This window comes from Agrobacterium sp. NPDC090283 (assembly GCF_044769685.1).
In the GTDB taxonomy this organism is placed as follows: Bacteria; Pseudomonadota; Alphaproteobacteria; order Rhizobiales; family Rhizobiaceae; genus Agrobacterium.
This window is the reverse complement of record NZ_JBIVYG010000004.1, coordinates 224,871-248,564: the sequence shown is the minus strand read 5'-3', so window position 1 is coordinate 248,564 and position 23,694 is coordinate 224,871. Positions and strand designations below refer to the sequence as shown.

The 23,694-nt window shown below is 58.9% G+C and carries 20 protein-coding genes; 13 read left to right on the top strand and 7 right to left on the bottom strand.

Features of this window, described 5'->3' with window-relative positions; genetic code table 11:
- Positions 1-84: 84 nt before the first annotated feature.
- On the bottom strand, positions 85-1,632 hold the full coding sequence (locus ACIQUH_RS08475) for a sigma-54-dependent transcriptional regulator (protein ID WP_400813663.1): 1,548 nt from the start codon (positions 1,630-1,632) through the stop codon (positions 85-87).
- Positions 1,633-1,801: 169 nt separating this feature from the next.
- Between ACIQUH_RS08475 and ACIQUH_RS08470 the strand changes: the two genes are divergently transcribed.
- Entirely contained in the window at positions 1,802-3,652 is a 1,851-nt protein-coding gene (locus ACIQUH_RS08470; RefSeq protein ID WP_400813660.1) for a M3 family oligoendopeptidase, read from the top strand.
- A gap of 100 nt (positions 3,653-3,752) precedes the next feature.
- On the top strand, positions 3,753-4,388 hold the full coding sequence (locus ACIQUH_RS08465; protein ID WP_400813657.1) for an aminotransferase class IV family protein: 636 nt from the start codon (positions 3,753-3,755) through the stop codon (positions 4,386-4,388).
- Here ACIQUH_RS08465 and ACIQUH_RS08460 read toward each other — a convergent pair.
- On the bottom strand, positions 4,385-5,293 hold the full coding sequence (locus ACIQUH_RS08460) for a diguanylate cyclase (RefSeq protein ID WP_400813655.1): 909 nt from the start codon (positions 5,291-5,293) through the stop codon (positions 4,385-4,387). The two genes, ACIQUH_RS08465 and ACIQUH_RS08460, sit on opposite strands and share 4 nt — an antisense overlap.
- Before the next feature lie 259 nt (positions 5,294-5,552).
- On the opposite strand from ACIQUH_RS08460, the gene ACIQUH_RS08455 reads away from it, so the two are divergent.
- The 6 genes from ACIQUH_RS08455 to ACIQUH_RS08430 all read left to right on the top strand — a co-directional run bounded on the left by ACIQUH_RS08455 (position 5,553) and on the right by ACIQUH_RS08430 (position 12,594).
- Positions 5,553-6,998, top strand: coding sequence for a homospermidine synthase (locus tag ACIQUH_RS08455; protein ID WP_400813653.1), 1,446 nt, complete (start codon positions 5,553-5,555; stop codon positions 6,996-6,998).
- A 149-nt stretch (positions 6,999-7,147) separates the two neighbouring features.
- Positions 7,148-7,522 (top strand): outer membrane lipoprotein Omp10, encoded by a 375-nt coding sequence (gene omp10, locus ACIQUH_RS08450; RefSeq protein WP_003497694.1) that lies wholly within the window; start codon positions 7,148-7,150, stop codon positions 7,520-7,522.
- A 216-nt stretch (positions 7,523-7,738) separates the two neighbouring features.
- Entirely contained in the window at positions 7,739-9,631 is a 1,893-nt protein-coding gene (locus tag ACIQUH_RS08445; protein WP_400813649.1) for a 5'-nucleotidase C-terminal domain-containing protein, read from the top strand.
- 354 nt (positions 9,632-9,985) lie between these two features.
- A complete protein-coding gene (gene hemH / locus ACIQUH_RS08440; RefSeq protein WP_400813647.1) occupies positions 9,986-11,020 on the top strand; it encodes a ferrochelatase in 1,035 nt (344 codons plus the stop codon).
- Between the two features lie 57 nt (positions 11,021-11,077).
- Positions 11,078-12,127, top strand: coding sequence for an SPFH domain-containing protein (locus ACIQUH_RS08435; protein ID WP_400814015.1), 1,050 nt, complete (start codon positions 11,078-11,080; stop codon positions 12,125-12,127).
- Positions 12,128-12,129: 2 nt separating this feature from the next.
- Positions 12,130-12,594, top strand: a complete 465-nt coding sequence (locus ACIQUH_RS08430; protein WP_400814013.1) for an NfeD family protein — start codon at positions 12,130-12,132, stop codon at positions 12,592-12,594.
- Positions 12,595-12,626: 32 nt separating this feature from the next.
- Here ACIQUH_RS08430 and ACIQUH_RS08425 read toward each other — a convergent pair whose 3' ends face one another.
- Both ACIQUH_RS08425 and ACIQUH_RS08420 read right to left on the bottom strand, forming a co-directional pair.
- Positions 12,627-13,622, bottom strand: coding sequence for an SIS domain-containing protein (locus tag ACIQUH_RS08425; protein ID WP_174058066.1), 996 nt, complete (start codon positions 13,620-13,622; stop codon positions 12,627-12,629).
- A 112-nt stretch (positions 13,623-13,734) separates the two neighbouring features.
- On the bottom strand, positions 13,735-14,100 hold the full coding sequence (locus tag ACIQUH_RS08420) for a PAS domain-containing protein (RefSeq protein ID WP_400813645.1): 366 nt from the start codon (positions 14,098-14,100) through the stop codon (positions 13,735-13,737).
- Positions 14,101-14,520: 420 nt separating this feature from the next.
- Here ACIQUH_RS08420 and uppP point away from each other — a divergent pair, with 420 nt between their 5' ends.
- On the top strand, positions 14,521-16,020 hold the full coding sequence (gene uppP / locus ACIQUH_RS08415; protein ID WP_400813642.1) for a polysaccharide biosynthesis protein UppP: 1,500 nt from the start codon (positions 14,521-14,523) through the stop codon (positions 16,018-16,020).
- A gap of 70 nt (positions 16,021-16,090) precedes the next feature.
- Here the strand turns inward: uppP and galU are convergent, their stop codons facing one another.
- A complete protein-coding gene (gene galU / locus ACIQUH_RS08410; protein WP_003519549.1) occupies positions 16,091-16,978 on the bottom strand; it encodes a UTP--glucose-1-phosphate uridylyltransferase GalU in 888 nt (295 codons plus the stop codon).
- 195 nt (positions 16,979-17,173) lie between these two features.
- Here galU and ACIQUH_RS08405 point away from each other — a divergent pair, with 195 nt between their 5' ends.
- From ACIQUH_RS08405 to ACIQUH_RS08390, 4 genes are all read left to right on the top strand, one after another.
- Positions 17,174-18,397, top strand: a complete 1,224-nt coding sequence (locus tag ACIQUH_RS08405) for a lytic murein transglycosylase (RefSeq protein ID WP_003519550.1) — start codon at positions 17,174-17,176, stop codon at positions 18,395-18,397.
- A gap of 63 nt (positions 18,398-18,460) precedes the next feature.
- A complete protein-coding gene (locus ACIQUH_RS08400; protein WP_400813640.1) occupies positions 18,461-19,696 on the top strand; it encodes an SGNH family hydrolase in 1,236 nt (411 codons plus the stop codon).
- A 250-nt stretch (positions 19,697-19,946) separates the two neighbouring features.
- Positions 19,947-20,621: a response regulator transcription factor gene (locus ACIQUH_RS08395; protein WP_400813639.1), complete on the top strand. Its 675-nt coding sequence runs from the start codon at positions 19,947-19,949 to the stop codon at positions 20,619-20,621.
- A complete protein-coding gene (locus ACIQUH_RS08390; RefSeq protein ID WP_400813638.1) occupies positions 20,618-21,973 on the top strand; it encodes a sensor histidine kinase in 1,356 nt (451 codons plus the stop codon). The genes ACIQUH_RS08395 and ACIQUH_RS08390 overlap by 4 nt, the downstream gene beginning before the upstream one ends.
- Before the next feature lie 85 nt (positions 21,974-22,058).
- On the opposite strand, the gene ACIQUH_RS08385 is transcribed toward ACIQUH_RS08390, so the two are convergent.
- Positions 22,059-23,513, bottom strand: coding sequence for a glutamate synthase subunit beta (locus ACIQUH_RS08385; RefSeq protein ID WP_400813636.1), 1,455 nt, complete (start codon positions 23,511-23,513; stop codon positions 22,059-22,061).
- 15 nt (positions 23,514-23,528) lie between these two features.
- The gene (locus tag ACIQUH_RS08380; RefSeq protein ID WP_374637175.1) at positions 23,529-23,687 is read right to left on the bottom strand and encodes a hypothetical protein; all 159 of its coding nucleotides are present in this window, start codon (positions 23,685-23,687) and stop codon (positions 23,529-23,531) included.
- Positions 23,688-23,694 lie beyond the last annotated feature (7 nt).

The following is a 23,694-nucleotide window of genomic DNA, read 5'->3' as shown; positions in this document are numbered from 1 at the left end:
AGAGGTTTATAGACGGTAAGCGGATATCCTTGCTCAGAAGTTAACGGATTTCACGATCTGCCCTGGAATAAGCGGTTTGGGGCCTCAGGCGGCATCTCGAAGCGGATCATCCGGATCGATGCCATAATCCTTCAGCTTGCGATAAAGCGTCGAGCGTCCGATGCCGAGCTTTCTTGCGACCTGGCTCATCTGACCGCGATAAAAACGAAGGGCGAAACGGATGAGTTCCTCTTCGATCTCAGCCAGTTTCCGGATATTGCCCGAATCGTCCATGCTGGAGATCAGGTTTCCGCCACGATAAATGGTGGTGGAAATATCCGACGGCTCCTCGATGACGGCATGGTTTTCAGCCGCCGCCGGGGGTGGCGGCGAATAGGCCGCAAGCTTCAACGACGATCCGGATGGCGAGTGGATGATATCATCCCCATCATCGCCGTTCGCAAACTCCGGCAGCTGCAGCGCGATCTGCGGAAAATCGGAATCCGACAGCTCCTCACCCTGCGACAGAACCACGGCGCGGAAGACGGCGTTTTCCAGCTGGCGGATATTGCCGGGCCAGTCATAGGCCGTCAGCAGCGCCAGCGCACTGGCATCGAGACCGACGGCATTGGGCAGTTTCTGTTCCGCCGAAAAGCGTTCGGCGAAAACCCGTGCCAGATGGGGAATATCTTCCTTGCGGCGGCGCAGCGCCGGAATGGTGATCGGAAAGACGTTGAGGCGATAATAGAGGTCCTCGCGGAAGCGGCCTTCCTTCACCTCTTCGATGAGGTTCTTGTTGGTGGCGGAAATCAGCCGCACATTGACCTTCTGCACCCGCGCGGAACCGACCGTTTCGATTTCGCCCTGCTGGACGGCGCGGAGCAGCTTCACCTGTACATCCAGCGGCAGATCGCCGATTTCATCGAGGAACAGCGTGCCGCCATCCGCCTCCATGAACTTGCCGACATGTTTTTCCGTGGCACCCGTGAAGGCGCCCTTCTCGTGGCCGAAAAGGATGCTTTCCACCAGATTATGGGGGATGGCACCGCAATTGACGGTTATGAACGGCTTGTTCGCCCGGTCGCCGGCCGACTGAATGGCGCGGGCGACCATTTCCTTGCCAACACCGGATTCGCCTTCCAGCACTACGGGAATGCTGGACTGGGCGGCGCGCTGTGCGAGTTCAATGACCCTCAGCATGGCCGGGCTTGCGGAAACGATATCGGTAAAATTCACTGCATTGCTCCGTCCGCGCCTGCCCGTGCGGGCCTTTGCCTCTCTCCTGTCGAGCTTGAGCGCATTGGAGATGGCGGCGCCGATCCTTTCCGGCGAAACCGGCTTCACAACGAAATCGAAAGCGCCGGCGCGCATGGCCTGCACAACGGTGTCGATGCCACCCTGCCCGGTCTGTACGATGACGGGAACATCCGTGCCGAGTTCGCCGATGGCCTTCAGGAAGGCAAGCCCGTCCATTTCAGGCATCATCAGATCGAGGACGATGACGTTGATCTCGCCGCTATATTGCTTGAGCAGCTCCAGCCCCGCCTTGCCGTTTTCAGCAAGCAAGGCGAGATGCCCATAACGTTCCACCGCATTTTTGAGCAGGCGGCGCTGGACGGGATCATCGTCTATCACGAGAACATGCGCGGTCATTTTTAGCTCCGGTTTCCGGTTTCTGGACCTGCTTCATGCGGTCCCTTATTCCGCACTCTGGCATGGGAGACTTGAACATCCAGTTTTGAGAATTGCTTGCATTTTATCCATTGCCGCGGGAAACAAGGTCCCCATATGCTTCGCACGCATAATCAGAAGGACACGTTGGATGACCCTCAATCGCCCTACCCCGCACCCCGTATTCTCTCTTGCCGAAACCGCCGGTCCGGCGCTTGGCGATCTGCCCGGATGGAAGCTCTCGGATCTCTATCCGTCGGGGGATTCGCCGGAATACAAGGGCGATCTCGAGAAGGCGGCTTCGATGGCGGCGGCTTTCGAGGAGAAGTGGAAAGGCAGGCTCGAAGCCGCAGCGAAGGCCACGGGCGAAAAGGGCATCGGCGCCGCGCTGAAGGAATATGAAGCGCTGGACGATCTGATCGGCCGCATCGGCTCCTTTGCCGGGCTCACCTATTTTTCCGATACGTCGAACCCGGCAAATGGCAAGCTTTACGGCGATGCCCAGGCGAAACTGACGGATATTTCCGCGCATCTCCTGTTTTTTACGCTTGAACTCAACCGCATCGACGACGCCACGATGGACGCCTGCATGGCGAATGACGCGGCGGCGGGCCACTATCGCCCGTGGCTGGTGGATTTGCGCAAGGACAAGCCGCACCAGCTCGACGATCAGCTGGAGCAGCTATTCCTCGAGAAATCGATGACCAGCGCGGCAGCCTTCAACCGCCTGTTCGATGAGACGATGGCCGATCTGCGTTTTGACATTGATGGCGCAAGCCTTCCGCTTGAAGTAACGCTCAACATGCTGCAGGAGCCGGAACCGGAAACCCGGAAGAAGGCGGCAGAAGCGCTGAGCACCACCTTCAAGGACAATCTGCGGGTCTTCACCCTCATCACCAATACGCTTGCCAAGGACAAGGATATTTCCGACCGCTGGCGCAAGTTCGAGGATATTGCCGACAGCCGCCACCTCGCCAACCGCGTCGAGCGTGATGTGGTCGATGCGCTGGCCGCCGCCGTCAAAAAGGCCTATCCGCGCCTTTCGCATCGTTATTATGCCATGAAGGCGAAGTGGCTCGGCATGGAGCAGATGAATTATTGGGACCGCAACGCGCCGCTTCCCGATACATCGAACACGATCATTCCCTGGGACGAGGCAAAGGACACGGTGCTTTCCGCCTATGGCAATTTCGCCCCCGAGATGGCCGATATTGCCCGCCGTTTCTTCGATGAAGAGTGGATCGACGCACCCGCCCGACCCGGCAAGGCGCCCGGCGCATTCGCCCATCCAACCGTGCCCTCAGCCCATCCTTACGTGCTGGTCAACTATCTCGGCAAACCGCGCGACGTGATGACGCTCGCCCATGAGCTTGGCCATGGCGTGCACCAGGTGCTGGCCGGCCAGCAGGGCGCGCTGATGTGCGCCACCCCGCTGACGCTTGCCGAAACCGCTTCCGTCTTCGGGGAAATGCTGACGTTCCGCAAGTTGCTCGATGACACCAAGGATATCCGGGAACGCAAGGCCATGCTCGCCCGAAAGGTCGAGGACATGATCAACACGGTCGTGCGCCAGATCGCTTTTTACGAATTCGAGCGCAAGCTGCACACCGCTCGCAAGCAGGGTGAATTGACGTCGGAACAGATCGGCGAACTGTGGCTTTCCGTTCAGACCGAGAGCCTGGGTCCGGCAATCCGGATTTCCGAAGGCTATGAGACATGGTGGACCTACATCCCCCATTTCATCCATTCGCCCTTTTATGTTTATGCCTATGCCTTCGGCGATTGCCTGGTGAACTCGCTTTATGCGGTTTACCAGAAGGCCGAGACGGGCTTTCAGGAGAAATATTTCGAGCTTCTGAAAGCGGGCGGCACCAAGCACCATTCGGAGCTTCTGAAACCCTTCGGTCTCGATGCCACCGATCCCTCTTTCTGGGACAAGGGGCTTTCGATGATCGAGGGGCTGATCGACGAGCTGGAAGCGCTGGATAAAAAACAGGCTTAATCTCTTCCGCCGGCAGGACTATCCTATTTCGGACAGGTTTTGCCGGTTGATATTGCCGGCAGAAGACACCGGTAAACAATTCAGGCGACGAGCACAGGCCATGAAACGCAAACCCGCCGATCTGACCTTGAGGGAAACCCTGCGCTGGGAGCCGCAGACCGGCTTTCAGCGCATCGATCAGCATATGCGCCGATTGCTGCGCTCCGCCGACGCGCTCGGTTTTCGCGCGCCGGTCAATGCGGTTCAGGTGCTGGAAAAGAAGGTGAGCGGCGAAAAGCCGCTCTGCGTCAGGCTGGTCATGAACTACAAGGGCGAACTCGATATCGAAACCGCCGATTTCCAGCCCTTGGCCCAGGGGGCGGTCTGGCGGGTTCGCATCGCCCGGCAGACCACGCTCGATTCCACCGACACCTTCTATCGCCACAAGTCCTCACGCCGCGAACCCTATGATGCCGCCCGGGCCGAATTTTCAGCCGGGGAGGCCGACGAGGTGCTGCTGCTCAACGAGCGCGGTGAGTTGTGCGAGGGATCATCGACCAGCATTTTCGTCGAAATGCCGGATGGGCAATTGCTGACGCCGCCGCTCGACAGCGGCATCCTGCCGGGTGTGCTGCGTGCCGATCTGATCCGCGAACGCAGGGCGCGCGGACAGGCGCTGAAACCGGAAGACATCGCCGGCCGGAAGCTCTTCGTCGGCAATTCGCTACATGGGCTGATTGCCGCGGAATTGCTTTAAACGGTTACCGCCAGAAGCCGGTCGCGGCCTTTTTCCTTGGCCGCATAAAGCGCCTGATCCGCCCGCGAGAAAACATCATCGGCGCTTTCCGGCGGGCGATAGGCCGTCAGGCCAGCCGAGCAGCTATAGGAAAAATCCGGAAACTCAGAAAGCGGTCTGGAAAGGCGCACCTTCTGCAGCAGCCGCTCAACGATCTCCTGGCCTTCGGCAATTGAACTGCGCGGCAGGACGAGCATGAACTCTTCCCCGCCAATCCTGCCGAAACAATCCACCCGCCGGATGACGGAATGGGCGATGGCGACAAAATCGCGTAGCACCGCATCACCGCATTTGTGACCGAAACGATCATTGATCTGTTTGAAAAAGTCGATGTCGAGCGTGCAAAGGCAAAAGGGTGCTTCAAGCGCCTTGGCGACCTGTTCCACCTGCAAGGCGAGCTTGGCGAAGACGAAACGGCGGTTCGCCGTGCCCGTCAATTCATCCGTCTGCGAGGCGCGTACCGCCAGATCCCGGTCCTGCCGCAGGGTTCTGTAGCCCTGGCGCAATTCGGTAACGTCGCTTGCCACGCAGAGCATCCAGCCATCCTGCTGCACCGTCTCCGTCATCCAGAACCAGCGACCATCGTAAAGGTCCATCTCGAAGGCACGGTAGGGCAGCTTGCCACGCCGCGACTGCGCCGAGAGCAGCCATCCCTCGAAATCGTTGTTGCGGATGACGACACCGGTGCGTAGCCGGTGGTTCAGCCGCATGATATCCGCCCAGGTCGGAAATTCATCGGCGGCAAGCTGAAAGCTTTCCCGGAACGACGGATTGGCATGACGCAACCGGTCCTCGGAATCGTAAAGGGCAATAAGAACGGGGGTGGCACTCTGAAGCGCTGCGACGCGCTCTAAAAGATCATTCAACAGGCAACTCCCCTGTGATGGCGAAAAATTCCCCTGTCGTCGTCAGGCCAAAGCCCCCAAGCCTTTGGACATAGAGAGGAAAAGAAGAATTCAATTATAAACGCACTCTCTAAAATGCGAAGAGGCAGAATGCGGTGGAAAGGATGCACACGCCTGTCTCCCGGTTGGTATCGTCATATGTCCGTCATCCACCTGCCCTTTATTGTGGCACGCTTTTATGATCTAGCTTACTTATTGGCTGAAAAAGGAAAATTGACGAATGACGGACGCAAACCACCCGATCTACGGCGATATAAACGGCCCCATCATCATGATCGGCTTCGGCTCCATCGGGCGCGGCACTCTTCCGTTGATCGAACGTCATTTCAATTTCGACAGGACCCGTCTGGTCGTCATCGACCCGCGCGAGGATATCGCGGCCTTTCTGGCCGAGAGGAACATCCGTCATATCCAGACGCATCTGACCAAGGAAAATTACAGGGAGATTTTGAAGCCGCTTCTCAAGGGCGTTCAAGGCCAGGGCTTCTGCGTCAATCTTTCGGTCGATGCCGCCTCCGTCGATCTGATGCGGATCTGTCGCAAACATGGCGTGCTTTACATCGATACCGTTGTGGAACCCTGGCCAGGGTTTTATTTCGACGCCGATGCCGACAATAGCGCCAGAACCAATTATTCACTGCGCGAAACCATGCTGAAGGAAAAGGCGCGCAAGCCCGGCGGCACGACCGCGGTTTCCACCTGTGGTGCCAATCCCGGCATGGTGTCCTGGTTCGTGAAGCAGGCCCTCGTCAATCTTGCCAAGGATATCGGCCTCGACATCGAGGAGCCGCAGTCGCATGACCGGGAAGGCTGGGCAAAGCTGATGAAGCAGCTTGGCGTCAAGGGCGTTCATGTGGCCGAACGCGATACACAGCGGGCGAAGGAACCCAAGCCCTTCGGCGCTTTCTGGAACACATGGTCCGTCGAAGGTTTCATCGCGGAAGGTTTTCAGCCGGCCGAACTCGGCTGGGGAACGCATGAAAACTGGATGCCCAAAAACGCGAAAAAGCAGAAAAAGGGAAGCAAGGCGGCGATCTATCTCGATCAACCCGGCGCCAATACGCGGGTGCGGACATGGTGCCCGGGCCTCGGGCCGCAATATGGATTTCTCGTCACGCATAACGAAGCGATCTCGATTTCCGATTATTTCACGGTCCGCAACGATGATGGCGACGTGACCTATCGGCCGACCTGTCATTATGCCTACCATCCCTGCAACGACGCCATTCTTTCCCTGCATGAACTTTTCGGCAATGGCGGCACCCCGCAGCCGATCCAGCATGTGCTCGGCGAAGACGAGCTTGTCGACGGCGCCGATGAGCTGGGCGTTCTTCTTTATGGCCATGACAGGAATGCCTATTGGTATGGCTCGCGGTTGAGCCTGCAGGAAGCACGTTCGCTCGCCCCCAATCAGAATGCGACCGGACTGCAGGTCAGTTCCGCGGTGCTGGCCGGCATGGTCTGGGCGACTGAAAATCCACAGGCCGGCATCGTCGAGGCGGATGAAATGGATTACCGCCGTTGCCTCGAGGTACAGCGTCCCTATCTCGGACCCGTCGAGGGACATTATACCGACTGGAAGCCGACCGATGGCCGCCCCGGCCTGTTTCCCGACAATATCGATGCATCCGACCCGTGGCAGTTCCGCAATATCCTCGTGCGCTGATGGGACGGAGTCTCATATTTGTCACGCCGGGGCTTTCCTGAACGACGTCAGGAACCGGGGAGAGCAAACAACGTTGCCTTGAAATAAAGAACGCTTCACGGCATGGTCGAAGCACAGAAGGTTTCATCGAATCGCAGGAGAACAGGCTCATGAACTTCAAGACAAGCGCTGCTTTGCTTTCAGCCGCCATCGCGGTGTCTTCATGCGTCGCGCCGGGTCCCTCCCAGCAGACCTCGATGGCGCCTTCGCTTGCCCGCGGCCCGGCCGTCGACGGTCGCTGGATCGACCGCAACGGCATCGTATCGACGTTCCAGAACGGCGCCTTCTCCACCCGTTCGACCGATACCAACACGCTTTTGGCCTCCGGCACCTATGTCACGATTTCGCCGACGCTTTACGAAATCAACATGACCTCGCTGGTGCGCAACACGCAGTCGCGCGTCAACTGCGCCCTCGTCTCCCCGTCACAATTGAACTGCACGACGGACACGAACAGCCAGTTCTCGCTGACGCGCCAAGGCTGATAACATCAGCTTTTCAAGGAGATGATCTTCTGAAACGCACGCCTCAGGCGTGCGTTTTTGTTTATTGCGCGACTGTCATAATTTCGCTTGCGGCGATTGCCGCTAAATGGAAACATCGCGCTTTGAAAGACTGACATGTTTTCAGACTAGAAAATGAGCACGGCCGGAGGATGATCGACCGGCCCGGGCTTCCGCTTTGAACAGGAGAGAGGGACCATGAAGAAAATTTTGGGACTGGGCATGCTGAGCGTTTCGGCGATAACGCTTTCGGCCGGAGCGGCTCTGGCCGATTACGAGCTCAACATTCTTCACATCAACGATTTTCACTCCCGTATCGAATCGATCAACAAGTTCGACTCGACCTGCTCGGCGGAAGAAGAAGGCAAGAACGAATGCTTCGGCGGCGCCGCCCGTCTTCTGACCGCAATCAATCAGACCCGTGACGCCCTGAAGGCTCAAGGCAAGAATGTCCTCCTGCTCAATGCCGGCGACAATTTCCAGGGATCGCTGTTCTACACCACCTACAAGGGCACGGTGGAAGCGGAAGTGCTGAACGCCATGAAGTTCGACGCCATGACCGTCGGCAATCACGAGTTTGACGACAGCGAAGACGGTCTCGCCGGCTTCCTCGACAAGGTGCAGTTCCCCGTCGTGACCGCCAATGTGGTGGCCACCGCCGCCTCGAAAATCGGCGATCGCGTCAAGCCGTCCATCGTGCTCGAAGTCGGCGGACAGAAAATCGGTATCGTCGGTGCAGTCGCCAACGACACGGCGGAACTGGCAACGCCCGGTCCCAATATCACCATCGCCGAAGATGTCGCGAAAATCAGCGAGCAGGTGCAGAAGCTGAAGCAGGATGGCGTCGACAAGATCATCGCGCTCACCCATGTCGGCTATCCGCGCGATCTCGAATTCATCGCCAAAATCCCTGACGTCGACGTCGTGGTCGGCGGCCACACGCACACGCTGCTTTCCAACACCGACCAGAAGGCCGAAGGCCCCTATCCGACCCTCGTCGACAATCCCGGCGGCTACAAGGTTCCGGTCGTTCAGGCCGGGCAATACAGCAAATATCTGGGCGACCTCAAAGTGGTCTTCGACGACAGTGGCGTGGTCAAGGAAAGCAAGGGCGATCCCATCCTGATCGACTCCTCATTCAAGCCTGATGAAGCCACGCTGAAGCGCATCGATGAGCTGAAGGCGCCGATCGAAGCGCTGAAATCGAAGGTCGTCGGCACCTCGGAAGGCCCGATTGAGGGAGACCGCAAGGTTTGCCGCGTGAAGGAATGCTCCATGGGCAATCTGGTGGCCGATGCGACGCTGGCGCGTGTCAAGGATCAGGGTGTGACCATCGCTTTCGCCAATAGCGGAGGCCTGCGCTCCTCCATCGATGGCGGCGATGTCTCCATGGGCGAAGTGCTGACGGTTCTGCCGTTCCAGAACACCGTCGCGACCTTCCAGCTGAAGGGCGAGGATATTCGCGCCGCTCTCGAAAACGGCGTCAGCCAGATCGATGACGGCGCCGGTCGTTTCATGCAGGTCTCCGGCCTGAAATATTCCTTCGACCGTTCCAAGCCGGCCGGCAGCCGTGTCGTTTCGGTCGAGGTCAAGGAAGGCGACGCCTTCGTCCCTCTCGATCCCGCCAAGACCTATATCGTCGCGGCCAATAATTACGTGCGCACCGGCGGTGACGGCTTCAAGGTCTTTGCGACCAAGGCCATCAATGCCTATGACTTCGGCCCCAACCTCGAGGAAGCCGTTGCGGCCTATATCACCGCCAACAGCCCCTATAAGCCCTACACGGATGGCCGCATCAGCGAAGTGACACCTGCCGGTTACGTCGCTCCGGCAAAGCCTGCGGCACCCGCGCCGGCAGCGCCTGCCGCTACCGCACCGGCTGCCACAGCGCCGGCCGCTGTGGCTCCGGCCACGACGACGCCTGCTGCAGCCGCCAGCAAATATGTCGTTGAAAAGGGCGACTCGCTCTGGAAGATCGCTGCGGAAAAATATGGCGATGGCGCTCTCTGGAGCAGAATTGCCAAGGCAAATACGCTGAAGCATCCGAACCACATCGAGATCGGCGAGGAACTGGAACTGCCGGCTCAATAAACCGCACGGGAACAGACAGGGCAATTTGCCGCAGACACGAAGCCGGCCCCCGGACATCGGGGCCGGCTTCTTATTTTCCTTTTAAAAACAAACCGTTACAGATCTGATTTTGGCAAGGGATATCCTGCGGCTCCCCCCGCCCCGGAAATAGCCTGCGCGGATGGTTTAATCCTGAAAAATTTCGTCTAGAACACGTGAACAAATTGACGGCACGAGCGTATAGCTCGGGCGTTGCCGGCCCAACCCCGTCGCGGTTTGCGTTCGGCGCGCATAAACAGAAGATGGAGCGTTTCCGCCCTTGTCCGAAACGGAACCGCTCCTCACGCAACCAGTCCGAGTTTCAGGGTGTCATTCATGGCGACAGAACTATCCGCACTCCCCGCAAACCATCCCCGCACGGCATTTGGCAAGGTCGGCGTCCTGCTCGTCAACCTCGGCACGCCTGACGGTACGGACTATTGGCCGATGCGCCGTTATCTGGCGGAATTCCTGAGCGACAAGCGGGTGATCGAATGGTCGCGTCTCTACTGGTATCCGATCCTTTACGGCATTGTCCTCAACAAGCGCCCACAGAAAGTCGGCAAGGCCTATGAGGAAATCTGGAACCACGAGCGCAACGAAAGCTATCTGCGCACCTATACGCGCAGCCAGGGCGAGTTGCTGGCGGAAACGCTGAAGGATCTGCCGAATGTCGTTGTCGACTGGGGCATGCGTTACGGCCAGCCCTCCATCGCCTCGAAGATCGACGCTCTGAAGGAACAGGGCTGCGAAAAAATCCTGCTTTTCCCGCTTTATCCGCAATATGCCGCATCGACCACGGCAACCGTGAACGACAAGGCTTTCGAACATCTGATGAAGTTGCGCTGGCAGCCCGCCATCCGCACCGTACCGCCCTATCACGACGATCCGGCCTATATTGAGGCGCTCGCCACCTCCGTCAAAAACCATCTGGCGACGCTGGACTGGGAACCGGAAATGCTGATCACCTCTTTCCACGGCATTCCGCAATCCTATTTCAAAAAGGGCGATCCCTATTATTGTCACTGCCAGAAAACCGCCCGGCTGCTGCGCGAGGCGCTGGGGCGGACAGATAAAAATTTCATGATCACCTTCCAGTCGCGTTTCGGCCCGGAAGAATGGCTGCAGCCCTATACCGACAAGACGGTGGAAAAGCTGGCGTCGGAAGGCATCAAACGCATCGCCGTCATGAATCCCGGCTTCGTGTCGGATTGTCTTGAGACACTGGAGGAAATTGCCGGTGAAGCGGGCGAGATTTTCCTGCATAATGGCGGAGAGAAATTTACCCATATTCCCTGCCTGAACGACAGTGCCGAGGGCATGAATGTTCTCGAAAAGGTTGTGCGGCGGGAGTTGCAAGGATGGGTGTAATCTTGCCATAACGATACCGGGGTAAAACCCCGATGGTTCTGATCCGGAGGAAAAGTGATGATTGCATTGGGCGGTTTCGACATCGTCGTCATAGCGGCGGTTGTTTTGGTTATTCTGGTGCTGTTTGCCGGCATCAAGACCGTGCCGCAGGGGCATCGTTACACGGTTGAACGGTTCGGGCGCTACACCCGCACACTCGAACCCGGCCTGAACCTCATCGTGCCGTTCTTCGAAACCATCGGCTCGAAGATGAACGTGATGGAGCAGGTGCTCCACATCCCGACACAGGAAGTCATCACCCGCGACAATGCCAGCGTCTCCGCCGACGCGGTCACCTTCTATCAGGTGCTGAACGCCGCACAGGCGGCTTATCAGATCGCCAATCTGGAAATGGCGATCGAAAACCTCACCATGACCAATATCCGTTCGGTGATGGGCTCGATGGATCTCGACGAATTACTGTCGAATCGCGACGCCATCAACGATCGCCTGCTGCGCGTAGTGGACGAGGCGGTGGGACCCTGGGGCATCAAGGTCACCCGTATCGAGATCAAGGACATCGCACCGCCGAAGGATCTCGTCGATTCCATGGCGCGGCAGATGAAGGCCGAGCGCGAAAAACGCGCACAAGTGCTGGAAGCCGAAGGCGCCCGTAATGCCCAGATCCTGCGGGCGGAAGGCGCAAAACAATCCGCCATTCTGGAGGCGGAAGGTCAGCGCGAAGCGGCGTTCCGCGATGCTGAGGCGCGCGAACGTCTGGCCGAGGCCGAGGCCAACGCCACCCGCATGGTCTCGGAAGCCATCGCCGCCGGCAATGTGCACGCCATTAACTATTTCATCGCCCAGAAATATACCGAGGCTCTGGCGGAGATCGGCACGGCGAAGAATTCCAAGATCGTGCTGATGCCGATGGAGGCTTCGGCGCTGATCGGTTCTCTCGGTGGTATCGGCACGATTGCGAAAGAGGTCTTCGGCGACAGGGGCGATGCGCCGACTGCGCCTGCCGCCTCCACATCGTCCCGTTCCGTGCCGCCGACGCGGCCTTCCGGCCAGAGCATCAACGTCACGATCCCGGGTAATCCCTTCGGTTCCTCATCGGAGAAGTGATGATGCTGCAACGACTTGCCACTGAGCTGGGACCATGGAGCTGGTGGATCGTCGGCTTCGTGCTTCTGGCTGCAGAACTCATCGCGCCCGGCGTCTTTCTCATCTGGATCGGCCTTGCCGCATTGGTCATCGGTGCGTTTTCGCTGTTTTTCTGGGAAGCGGCATTCTGGGCCTGGCAATTGCAGCTGGTGCTGTTTGCCGCACTTTCCGTGGTCTTCGCCCTTCTCGGCCGGAAATATTTCGGCCGGAACCGTGCGGCAAGCGACGAGCCCTTCCTGAACCAGCGCGAAGCAAGCCTTGTCGGCCGCACCGCAACCCTGCAGGAACCAATCGTCGAGGGACGCGGAAGGATCAGGCTGGACGATACCTGGTGGCCGGTCAACGGCGAAGACCTGCCGGCCGGAACTCGGGTAAGAATCGCTTCCGCACGGGGACGAACGCTGACAATCGAGCCGCTAGACCGATAAGTCAGGATCAGCTTTTCAGGATCGGCGGAGCTTCAAGCCACGCCAATTCTCAAGAGATCATGGAAATGCACCAGCCCGATGGGCCGGTTGTCGTCATCGATGACGATCAGCGCGCCAATGTGGAATTTCTCCAGCGTCGCCAGCGCGCTGGTCGCCAGCACCGATTTTTTGACGGTCTTCGGCGTGCGGGTCATGATGTCGTCGACCGTCATCTCGGCAAGGTTGCGCGACAGGTTGCGCGCCATATCCCCCTCGGTGACGATGCCGCACAGGCGGCCATCCTCGTCCAGAATGCCGACGCAGCCGAAATGCTTGCGGGAGAGAACGCCGACCGCTTCCGGCATGGCCGTTCCCTTGTTGACCAGCGGCACACGATCACCGGTATGCATGATATCGCTGACCAGTGTCAGGCTCGCCCCCAGCTTGCCGCCGGGATGGAACACCTTGAAATCACCAGCGGTGAAATTGCGCGCCTCCAGCAGCGCAACGGCAAGGGCATCGCCCAGCGCAAGCTGCATCAACGTAGAGGTGGTTGGCGCAAGGCCGAGCGGACAGGCTTCCTGCTCATTGGGAACCAGCAACACAATGTCGGAAGCCTGTGCCAGCGATGAATTTTCCGAACAGGTGAGCGCGATCAGCGGAATGGAGAAACGGCGCGAATAGTTGATGATGCTGCGCAGTTCCGCGCTTTCGCCACCCTTGGAAATGGCGAGCACCACATCATCGCCGCCGATCATGCCCAGATCGCCGTGATTGGCCTCCGCCGCATGCACAAAAAAGGCGGGTGTTCCGGTGGAGGCAAAGGTGGCGGCAAGCTTGGCGCCTATATGGCCGCTTTTACCGACCCCGGTGATGATGAGGCGGCCATTCGACTGGCCGATGGTCTCGATCGCCTTGCAGAAGGGTTCGGAAAGACCGTTTCTGAGAGCATCCTCAAGGGCGGCAAGGCCAGCCCGCTCCATCGAAATCGTCCGCACGGCGGATTCGATGGCATTGTCTTCGACCAGTTTGACGGCGCGCGTAATCATGGCCGACTGTTACTCTTTCAGCCGGAATAAGTCCACTCTTCGGCCGGCTGACGCCGCGTTTTCGTCGATGTCGCCCGAAACTCTTCGACGATTGCCGTGTAACGGCATGTCATCAATGACGCCGGTCCGGCGGAGAAATCTCCTCCATCGTTCCAAGTCGCTTGAAAGGGATGTTCTCTTCATCGACCAGATATCGCCCGAGCGTCCTTACCCATGAGACCGAGCCGTCGCTACGGCGCACGGCATATTCCTGATCATAAAAACTCGCAGCCTTCAGGGTAATCAATGCCGTTTCGATCACACGGTTTCGATGATCCAGATCCACTTTTTCGAGCATCTGAAAAATGCTGATGCCCTGCATCGCCTGCCGCAGGGGAATCCCGAAAAGTTCAGCACATACTTCGTCTAGATAGAAACGGTCATTGGTAATATCCCAACAATAAAAACCGACCTGCTTGGTGTTCAAAACGGGATTCATGAAACGACGCTGTCACACAAAATAAAATTCAATACCACTTGCTGAGCAATAGAAGATCAGCCCCTGTAAACTATAGGGCGATTCCGTGCCAAATTGAAACGTTTTAATCTTATCATATTAGAAATATTTTGCATTTATGGCCATTTTCCTCCAGTCATCAGGATGAATGAAATCGGGCCTATCGGATCCGATGATGGGTGTCGCTGATTTCTCGCCCCCGCCATAACGCTGAAATCCCGGCGATCTTTATCAACTGTTAACCATAAAAAACCTATTGTTAAAGCGATGTTAAAACTTGCGTCGCCTGTCTGGTCCCTGGTTTCCTCATGTCATTTCATCGGCCCGTCACGCATCGGGTCTGAGGAGATGCCCTGGTGGGCCTTCGATCCGGCATCGGCCCAACTTGCCGGGTGAAAAGGAATGAATGTGAAGGGCACCGCCACACGTCTGCCGACGTCGCGGAAAGCAGCAACCCTGCTACTCGCCTGCACGATTTTTTACCCGCAGGGAAGCGCTTTTGCGCAGACCGTAACGACAGCCACACCGGCATTGCCAAGCGCCGCTTCTGCCGCAGATGGAACAGCTTCACCGACGGCGACAACGGAGAGCGGGCTGAGCACAGGTGCCGTTCCGGCCACAGCTGTGCCGGCGCCGGCACCGCAACTGTGGCGCCCATCCAACAATCCCGGCGATCCGATTTACGAACAGCAGGACGAGGCGGGCCAACCCTATGCCGAAGCCGAAAACCCCTATGAACCGACGGTGGATGGTGGCGAAAATCCACGGATAGCGACCGAACCCGGCCAAACGCCCGGCATCCGGCTCGGCACATTCCTGCTTCGCCCTTCGATCAGCCAGACGATCAATACGGAAAAGCAGACGAATACCGGCGGTCCTTCGAGACGCAACTATCTGACGACGGGCATACGCGGCACCCTCACCAGCGATTGGTCCCGTCACGCTTTGACGGTGACGGGCGACGGCGCCTGGGAAAGGAACTTCGGCAGCGACAAGGACGGCGAAGAACCCCGGGCAAGAATAGAGGCCGATCTGCGCCTTGATCTCGGTGAAGAAACGACGGCCAATCTCAAGGCCGGTTACGAATTCAGCCGCGAGGACACGACGGACCCCAATGCCCTGACCGGCGCTGCCGTGCAGGGCGGCGAACACCGCTTCACCACCGGCGCGTCGATAGAGCGGGATTTCGGCAAGCTGCGCGGCCTGGCGGCGCTCGATCTGTCGCGCACGGTCTATACGGATGCGAAAGGCGTCGACGGCCGGCCGATCAGCCTCAGCGACCGCGATCAGAACGGCGCGAACCTGCGTGGACGCATCGGTTATGAGTTGTCGCCGGCGCTTATCCCCTTCCTGGAACTGAATGCCGGGACGACCAAATATGACAGGCGCCTCGACAATTCCGGCTATGCCCGTTCCTCCAATGCCTATGGCGCGAAGGTCGGCGCGGAAGTCGATCTTGGCGAGAAGACCCGCGGCGAGGCCGCCATCGGTTATCTGCGCAAGCAATATGATGACGAACGTCTCGCCTCGATCGGTGCATTGACACTGGATGGCGAACTCAACTGGTCACCCCAGCGCGGCACGAATGTCAATCTCGGCCTGCGCACGACGATAGAGGATTTTGCCGGCGGACCGCAGGGCGGCTGGATTTCCTATCGGCTGGATGCAGGCCTGACCCACGAATTGCGCAGCAACCTCGTCGCCCGCCTGACGGGACAGATCGTGCATCGCACATTCCCCTCTTCCGACATAGAAAATGCCGTTGAATATACCGCAGGCGCCGGCCTGACCTGGGGTCTCAACCGCTATCTCGATCTGACGGCGGACGTCAGCTACCAGTGGACGCCGGTTTATGACAGCAGCGAACTGCGCGTCGGCGCAGGACTTGTCCTCAAACGATAGGCTTCCGATAGGCTTCGGCCAAAAAGAAATCCCGGCGCTAAGGCCGGGATCCCGTTTCTGTGCTGGTGGATTACTTCAACCCGTCGATCAGGGCCTTGATCGGCTCTTCGATCGCAGGGCGAATATCGCCACGCTCCAGCGCAAAGGCGACGTTGGCAAGGATGAAACCGTCCTTGGCGCCGCAGTCGAAGGTCTGGCCGCGGAAATGATAGCCGGAGAACTCCTGCGACTTGGCAAGCGTCAGCATGCCGTCCGTCAGCTGGATTTCGTTGCCGGCGCCACGCTCCTGATTTTCGAGGATGTCGAAAATCTCGGGCTGAAGAATATAACGGCCGTTGATGTAGAAATTCGACGGCGCCGTACCCTTGGCAGGCTTCTCGACCATTTCAGTGATCTTGAAACCTTCGCCCACGGCGTCGCCCACGCCGACGATGCCGTATTTATGCGTCTGGTCGGGAGCGCATTCCTGCACCGCGATGACATTGCCCTGGGTCTGATCGTAAAGTTCGACCATGCCCTTGAGGCAGCTTTTCTGCGAATGCATGATCATGTCGGGCAAGAGCACGGCGAAAGGCTCGTCGCCGACGATATCACGGGCGCACCAGACCGCATGGCCAAGACCAAGCGGCACCTGCTGGCGCGTGAAGCTTGCCGTGCCCGCCTTGGGCAGAAGGCCGGCCAGCAATGTCAGCTCGGCATTCTTGTTGCGCTCGCGCAGCATCTGTTCGAGTTCAAATTGAATATCAAAATAATCTTCGATCACCGCCTTGCCGCGGCCGGTGACAAATACAAAATGCTCAATGCCCGCTTCCGCCGCCTCATCGACGACGTATTGAATGACCGGCTTGTCGACGACGGTGAGCATCTCTTTCGGAACCGCCTTGGTTGCGGGCAGGAAACGCGTGCCGAGACCTGCGACCGGAAATACGGCCTTCCGAATTTTCTTCTGTTCTACCACATATCCCTCCTGAGAGATAAAACTTGATCACAATCCCCGCACGCTGTTGTTATTTCAAAAATAACAACGTTTTGTAAAGGGTGACGCTACCATCTATTAATGGTAAAGAATTTGTTGACGTTCTTTTGTTATCCATGATGACGCCCGATGCGTTTTCGCAATCGAAATGACATTCGAGAGAACGAAAGACAGACGATGACAAAGATGATCCTTTCAGATGTCCGCAAATTCGGCTGCATGGTTGTTGCAGGCCTGGCAATCTCGCTGGCGCCCGTTTCGGCCCGCGCCGATCAGGGATTCCGTCAGTGGATCAACCAGTTCTATGCAACAGCCGCGAAAGAAGGCATTAGCAAGGCGACCTATCAGAAGGCCTTTGCCGGTGTCAGCGAGCCGGATCCGGACGCGCTGCGCAAGGCCACCTTCCAGCCGGAATTCACCACGCAGATCTGGGATTATCTCGATTCCCGCGTCAATCCGTATACGGTGCGGATCGGCCGCGAGATGAAGATGAAGCACGCGACGACCCTCAACTGGATCGAGCGCAACTTCAACGTCGACAAACATATCATTCTCGCCATCTGGTCGATGGAATCGAACTACGGCGCGGTTCTCGAAAAGCCGGAACGTCTGCACAACATCCCGCAGGCGCTGGCAACGCTCGCCTATTCCGATCCCAAACGCGCCAAATTCGCGCGCACGCAATTGATCGCCGCGCTCAAGATTCTTCAGGCGGGCGATGTCACGCCGAAACAGCTGACAGGCTCCTGGGCGGGCGCGATGGGTCATACCCAGTTCATTCCCACCAGCTACCTGCTTTATGCGGTGGATGCGGATGGCAATGGCAAGCGTGACATCTGGCACTCCGTTCCGGACGCGCTGGCAACCGCCGCCAATCTTCTTTCCAAGAACGGCTGGGAGCCCGGCCGGACCTGGGGTTATGAAACCGCCGTTCCGCGTGGCGGCGCCCGTTATGAAGGGCAGACGAAAACCATTGCGGAATGGACGAAGCTCGGCTTCGCCCGCCCCAACGGCAAGAACTTCACCCGCGGCTCCGATCGCGCCATGCTGAAATTGCAGGGTGGGGCAAACGGCCCAGGTTTCCTGATGATGAAGAACTTCTTCACCATCAAGAAATACAACGCATCCGACAGCTATGCGCTGGCCGTCGGCCTGCTTGCGGATGAGATCGCCGGTTATGGCGGCATGCAGCAGAAGTGGCCGCGCCCCGATGGGACGCTGGACATTCGTGAAAAATTCGAGCTGCAGACCCGCATGAAGGAACTCGGCTATTATGATGGCGAGGTCGACGGGAACTTCGGCTCCGGGTCGAAAGCCGCCATCAGCGCCATCCAGTCGCGCATGGGTATGGAAACCGACGGCCAGCCGTCGCAGCGGTTGCTGAGAGCCTTGCGCAATTGATAATGTGCCGGTGAATTCGGCGGCGGCGTGAACGCCGCCGATGCATCCGGAAAGGTTGATGTCATGAGTAGGAAACCTGCGGAAAAAAACGGAAGAACCGGCTGGCGTTTCTGCGCCGTCCTTCTTTCCGCTGTGCTTGCCGTACCGCTCGTTCCTTCCGAAAGCTTCGCACAGGAGCAACGGCGCACCCTGTTTGAAATGCTGTTTGGCAGACCCGTGGGCCGCGATGGCGGATCCGGGCGCGAATACCAACCCCGCAACCGCCGGGATTTTCCCTCTGCCCCGCGTGAAAGATCGGTCACCCGCCCGCAACCCGCCAGAAAAGCGCCCTCGGTGGTGCAGATGCGAACCGCAAAACCGGAGCCGGCAGCCAAACTTGAAAATGCACGGCGCGTTCTGGTCATCGGCGATTTTCTCGCCGGCGGCATGGGGGAAGAACTGGTCAATGCCTTCGCCAGCTCACCGGCAATCGCCGTCGATGTGCGTGCCAATGGTTCTTCCGGTCTCGTCCGTACCGATTATTACGACTGGTTCACCACCCTGCCGCAATTCATCAGCGAGACCAATCCGGCCACCATCGTCATCATGATGGGATCGAATGACCGCCAGCAGATGCAGATCGGCGATATCAGGGAAAAATTCGGCACGGAGGTCTGGTTCAAGGAATATGAACGGCGGATCGACGAGCTTCTCACCCTTGCCGGACGCCAGAAGGTGCCGCTGCTGTGGGTTGGCCTGCCCGCCTTTCAGTCGCCATCGCTTTCGGCCGATCTCGTCGGTTTCAACCGGCTTTATCGCAGCCATGTCGAAAAATATGGCGGTGAATTCGTGGATGTCTGGGATGGCTTTGTCGATGAGGCGGGGAAATTCGTCATCACCGGTTACGACATGAACGGCCAGCAGGCCCGCCTGCGCGAGGCCGATGGCATCGGCATGACCCAGGCCGGTAAACGCAAGCTCGCCTTTTACGTCGAAAAATTCGTGCGCAGGCACCTCGACAGTGCAGGACCGGACCTCGTGAAACTGGATGGCAGCAATCTGCCAGCGCTCACCTCCCTGCCGGCACTCGGCATCGATGCGGGCCAGGTGCGCACCCAGCCGATCAGCCTGACCGATCCCAATCTCGATGGCGGCGACAAACTGCTTGGCGACGCCCCCGTTGCTTCCGGACCGACACGCGTATCCGTGGTGGAATCGCCACGCGAAAGGCTGACCAAGCGGGGCGAGATGGCCGATGCACCAGCAGGCCGCATCGATGACTATCGGGTGATGCCCGATACCACACAGGTAAAACAATAGACGCCTGCCAGCGATCTGACGCCTCGTCAGCCGGCGTAATGTTCAGGCAATCCCCCAATGACAGGATAATTGCAGCTTTGCAGGAATGCGGAGATTGGCCACCAGCCTTCTCCGATCCCTCCTTTTGCAGGGCTATATTTTTTCGACGGCGACGCGTCGCTTGCCCTGAGCGTCAACGGAACCGTCGCTTTTGACTTCATGCGCGCCGTTCCCCCCCGGAAGGCGTGCCGGACGATGCCGAGACGAATTCATGCGCCTGCTGCTTGTTGAAGACGAACGCGAAATGGCAGCAGCCCTGTCCGCCGCGCTCCACCGGTTCGATATTATCGTGGATACGGTCGGCACGCTCGATCTCGCCCGTCACGCCATCATGGACGGCGTCCACGACCTTGTCGTGCTTGACCGGCAATTGCCCGATGGTGACGGCATCCAGCTTATCGAAGATTTGCGGCTCCTGCCCGTCACTCCGCCCGTCATTGTGCTGACGGCGCAGGGGGCGCTTGTGGATCGGGTGAAGGGTCTGAACCTTGGTGCGGATGACTATATGGCCAAGCCATTTGCCGTAGAGGAACTGCTTGCGCGCATCCGCGCCCTGATGCGCCGTCCGGCCGGCGCTGTGACGATGACGGCAAAACTGGGCAGGCTTGAATTCTGCTTCGAGACCCGCGAAGTGCGCATCAAGGGCGAATTTCTTCCGCTGACCAGACGCGAATTGCTGATCCTCGAAGCCCTGTTGCGGCGACAGGGCAGAACGGTGCTGCGCTCCCTGCTCGAGGAGGCCGTCTATAATTTCGACGATGAAATCCAGTCCAATGCGCTCGATTCCCATATTTCCCGCTTACGCCGCAAGTTGGCGGCCGCAGACGCGGGTGTCGAGGTTCACGGCATTCGCGGTGTCGGTTACCTGCTGAGGGCAACCTCGTGAAATCGGCCAAAAGAAAATCGCTCAAGCGCCGGCTGACCATTCAACTGCTGCTGTTCCAGATCGGCAGCCTTTTCTTCGTCACCGCCGCCATTGTCACCTATATGTCGAGCGGCGGCGCAGGCAGCGCGCTGCTCAGCCCGGAGGCAGCCCAGATAACCGCCAACGCGATCATACGGAATGAGGATGGTCGGCTGGTTCTCAAAGAAACGCCCGAATTCATCAACCTGCGCAGCAATACCTCCGATTTCTGGTTCGTCGCGGTCAGCGAGAAAGGTGAGATCGTGCAGGGCGGGCAAGTGCCCGAGGCGTTCAGCAACATGGATCAGCAGCTGAGCGACATCAAGGTCTCCGACGTGCGCGACGCGGCGCTGTCCTATTCCTATCTCGCCGTGGTGCGCATCGCCGTCGTTCGCCGCGCTTCGGGGCCGGCGGGAGAATTCGTCATGATCGGCAAAGGTGGCCCGTTCAGCATGACCTTTCCCGTTCTGTTGTTCTCGAACATATTGATCATGCCGGTCCTCATTCTCATGTCGGTCGTGACGATCGTAACCATCCCCTGGATCATCCGCAGGGAATTTCGCGCCCTTTCCACCATCGCCCGCACGGCGGAAACAATCGATATCGACAGGCGCGGATACCGATTGCCGGATGGCGATATTCCACGGGAGGTGCAGCCGCTCGTGCATGCCGTCAACGGCGCGCTGAAACGGCTGGACGACGGCTACGAACGGCACAAGCGTTTCATTCTCGATGCCGCCCATGAACTGCGAACCCCCGTCGCCATTCTCCAGACCCGCGTTGAAACGCTGCTGGACGGCCCTGCCCGCAGCAGAATATTGGCGGATGCCAGCCGTATCGCCGTGCTGGCCGAACAATTGCTCGATTTGCAGCGCCTTGGCGGGCAGAAGGCCCCTCTGGTCCCCCTTGATCTTGTCACCCTGTGCAGATCGGTCGTCGCCGATATGGCCCCGCTCGCCATATCGCAGGGATATGCGCTGTCCTTCGAACCGGAGGAAGAGCCGATCCTCGCGCTTGCCGACGACGCTTCGTTGCAGCGCGCCCTGATGAACATCGTGCAGAATGCCATCGAACATGGCGGCAATCGCGGAACGATCACGATAAGGGTTGCGGCAAACCGGGTGATCGAGATAGCCGATGAGGGCAACGGCATTCCCGAGGAGGAACGGGAGCTGGTTTTCGATGCCTTCCACCGCCTGCGGCCGAAAGATCGCGGCACCGGGCTCGGGCTCAACCTCGTGCAGGAAATCGTCCGTTATCATGGCGGAGAGATTACCATCAGCGATGCTTCCACCGGTGGTGCCTGCTTTCGCATCACCCTTCCCTATTGCTGAGGAAGAAACCCTCATTTTCGCGGCCAAAAGAAAAGGCCTGTTGCGTCTGCAACAGGCCCTTCCGGTTCGGATTATCTTCGCCTGCTCAGAGCGGCAGAACGGTCGCGCCCATCAGTGCCTCGTCGATCGCACGTGCTGCCTGACGGCCCTCGCGGATCGCCCAGACCACCAGCGACTGACCGCGGCGCACGTCACCCGCCGCCCACAGCTTGTCAACCGAGGTCTTGTAGTCCGTTTCGTTGGCGATCACATTGGTGGAGCCGCGACGGTCGGTGTTGAGCGTCAGCTTGCCGTCCATTTCCTTCAGCACGCTATCGGTGAAGGGGCCGGAAAAGCCGATGGCGATGAAGGCGAGATCGGCCTTGATGATAAATTCCGTGCCGGCAATCGGCTTGCGGCGGTCATCCACCTGGCAGCACTTCACGCCCGTCAACACGCCGTCTTCACCGACGAATTCAAGCGTCGCCACCTGGAACTCGCGGATGGCGCCTTCGGCCTGCGAAGACGAGGTACGCATCTTGGTTGCCCAGAAGGGCCAGACCGCAAGCTTGTCTTCCTTTTCCGGCGGCATCGGGCGGATGTCGAGCTGGGTGACCTTCACAGCACCCTGACGGAAGGCCGTGCCAACGCAGTCCGAAGCGGTGTCACCGCCACCGACAACGACGACATGCTTGCCGCCGGCCAGAATCGGATCGGCAGGCCAGCCGACGCTGTCGATGTTTTCGCGACCGACGCGGCGGTTCTGCTGCACGAGATAGGGCATGGCATCGTAAACGCCATGCAGATCGGCGCCGCCGATACCGGCCGGGCGCGGGGTTTCCGAACCGCCGCAATAAAGCACGGCATCGTGGTCGGCCAGAAGCGCCTCCACCGTCACATCGACGCCGACATTGACGCCGCAATGGAAGGTGACGCCTTCGCCCTTGATCTGCTCGACGCGGCGGTCGATGAAGTTCTTCTCCATCTTGAAGTCGGGAATGCCGTAACGGAGCAGGCCGCCGGGCTTGGATTCACGCTCATAGACGTGCACCTCATGGCCGGCGCGGCCAAGCTGCTGTGCCGCCGCCATGCCCGAAGGGCCGGAGCCGATGATGGCGACCTTCTTGCCGGTATGGATCGTCGCCGGCTTCGGCACGATGAAGCCCAGCTCGTAGGCCTTGTCGGCGATAGCCTGCTCGACCGTCTTGATGGCAACCGGCGCATCTTCGAGGTTCAGCGTGCACGCCTCCTCGCAAGGTGCCGGACAGACGCGGCCGGTAAATTCCGGGAAGTTATTGGTGGAATGGAGGTTGCGGATCGCCTCTTCCCAATTGTTGTTATAGACCAGATCGTTCCAGTCGGGGATCTGGTTATGCACGGGACAGCCCGTCGGGCCGTGACAATAGGGAATGCCGCAATCCATGCAGCGCGCCGCCTGCTTCTGCACCTCGGCATCCGACATCGGAATGGTGAATTCGCGGAAATGGCGGATACGATCCGATGCGGGCTGATACTTGCCCACCTGCCGGTCGATCTCCAGAAAACCTGTAACCTTGCCCACGTTTATGTCCTCACATCAAAGCGGAGCGCCTGTCGGGCCCCAGTACCAGTAAGCGAAACCCAAAGCCGCCCCCAATACGATGAACTCAAATCCGGTCTCGCCGCTCGTCCAATAGATCGCCGTGGGAACGGCGGCCGCGATCATCAGCGAGACCAGTTGGTGTAGTGTCCTCATGCGGCGG

Coding starts and splice junctions, on each gene's coding strand:
- ACIQUH_RS08475 (WP_400813663.1), bottom strand. CDS start 1,632: ATGACCGCGCATGTTCTCGTGATAGACGATGATCCCGTCCAGCGCCGC.
- ACIQUH_RS08470 (WP_400813660.1), top strand. CDS start 1,802: ATGACCCTCAATCGCCCTACCCCGCACCCCGTATTCTCTCTTGCCGAA.
- ACIQUH_RS08465 (WP_400813657.1), top strand. CDS start 3,753: ATGAAACGCAAACCCGCCGATCTGACCTTGAGGGAAACCCTGCGCTGG.
- ACIQUH_RS08455 (WP_400813653.1), top strand. CDS start 5,553: ATGACGGACGCAAACCACCCGATCTACGGCGATATAAACGGCCCCATC.
- omp10 (WP_003497694.1), top strand. CDS start 7,148: ATGAACTTCAAGACAAGCGCTGCTTTGCTTTCAGCCGCCATCGCGGTG.
- ACIQUH_RS08445 (WP_400813649.1), top strand. CDS start 7,739: ATGAAGAAAATTTTGGGACTGGGCATGCTGAGCGTTTCGGCGATAACG.
- hemH (WP_400813647.1), top strand. CDS start 9,986: ATGGCGACAGAACTATCCGCACTCCCCGCAAACCATCCCCGCACGGCA.
- ACIQUH_RS08435 (WP_400814015.1), top strand. CDS start 11,078: ATGATTGCATTGGGCGGTTTCGACATCGTCGTCATAGCGGCGGTTGTT.
- ACIQUH_RS08430 (WP_400814013.1), top strand. CDS start 12,130: ATGCTGCAACGACTTGCCACTGAGCTGGGACCATGGAGCTGGTGGATC.
- ACIQUH_RS08425 (WP_174058066.1), bottom strand. CDS start 13,622: ATGATTACGCGCGCCGTCAAACTGGTCGAAGACAATGCCATCGAATCC.
- ACIQUH_RS08420 (WP_400813645.1), bottom strand. CDS start 14,100: ATGAATCCCGTTTTGAACACCAAGCAGGTCGGTTTTTATTGTTGGGAT.
- uppP (WP_400813642.1), top strand. CDS start 14,521: ATGAATGTGAAGGGCACCGCCACACGTCTGCCGACGTCGCGGAAAGCA.
- ACIQUH_RS08405 (WP_003519550.1), top strand. CDS start 17,174: ATGACAAAGATGATCCTTTCAGATGTCCGCAAATTCGGCTGCATGGTT.
- ACIQUH_RS08400 (WP_400813640.1), top strand. CDS start 18,461: ATGAGTAGGAAACCTGCGGAAAAAAACGGAAGAACCGGCTGGCGTTTC.
- ACIQUH_RS08395 (WP_400813639.1), top strand. CDS start 19,947: ATGCGCCTGCTGCTTGTTGAAGACGAACGCGAAATGGCAGCAGCCCTG.
- ACIQUH_RS08380 (WP_374637175.1), bottom strand. CDS start 23,687: ATGAGGACACTACACCAACTGGTCTCGCTGATGATCGCGGCCGCCGTT.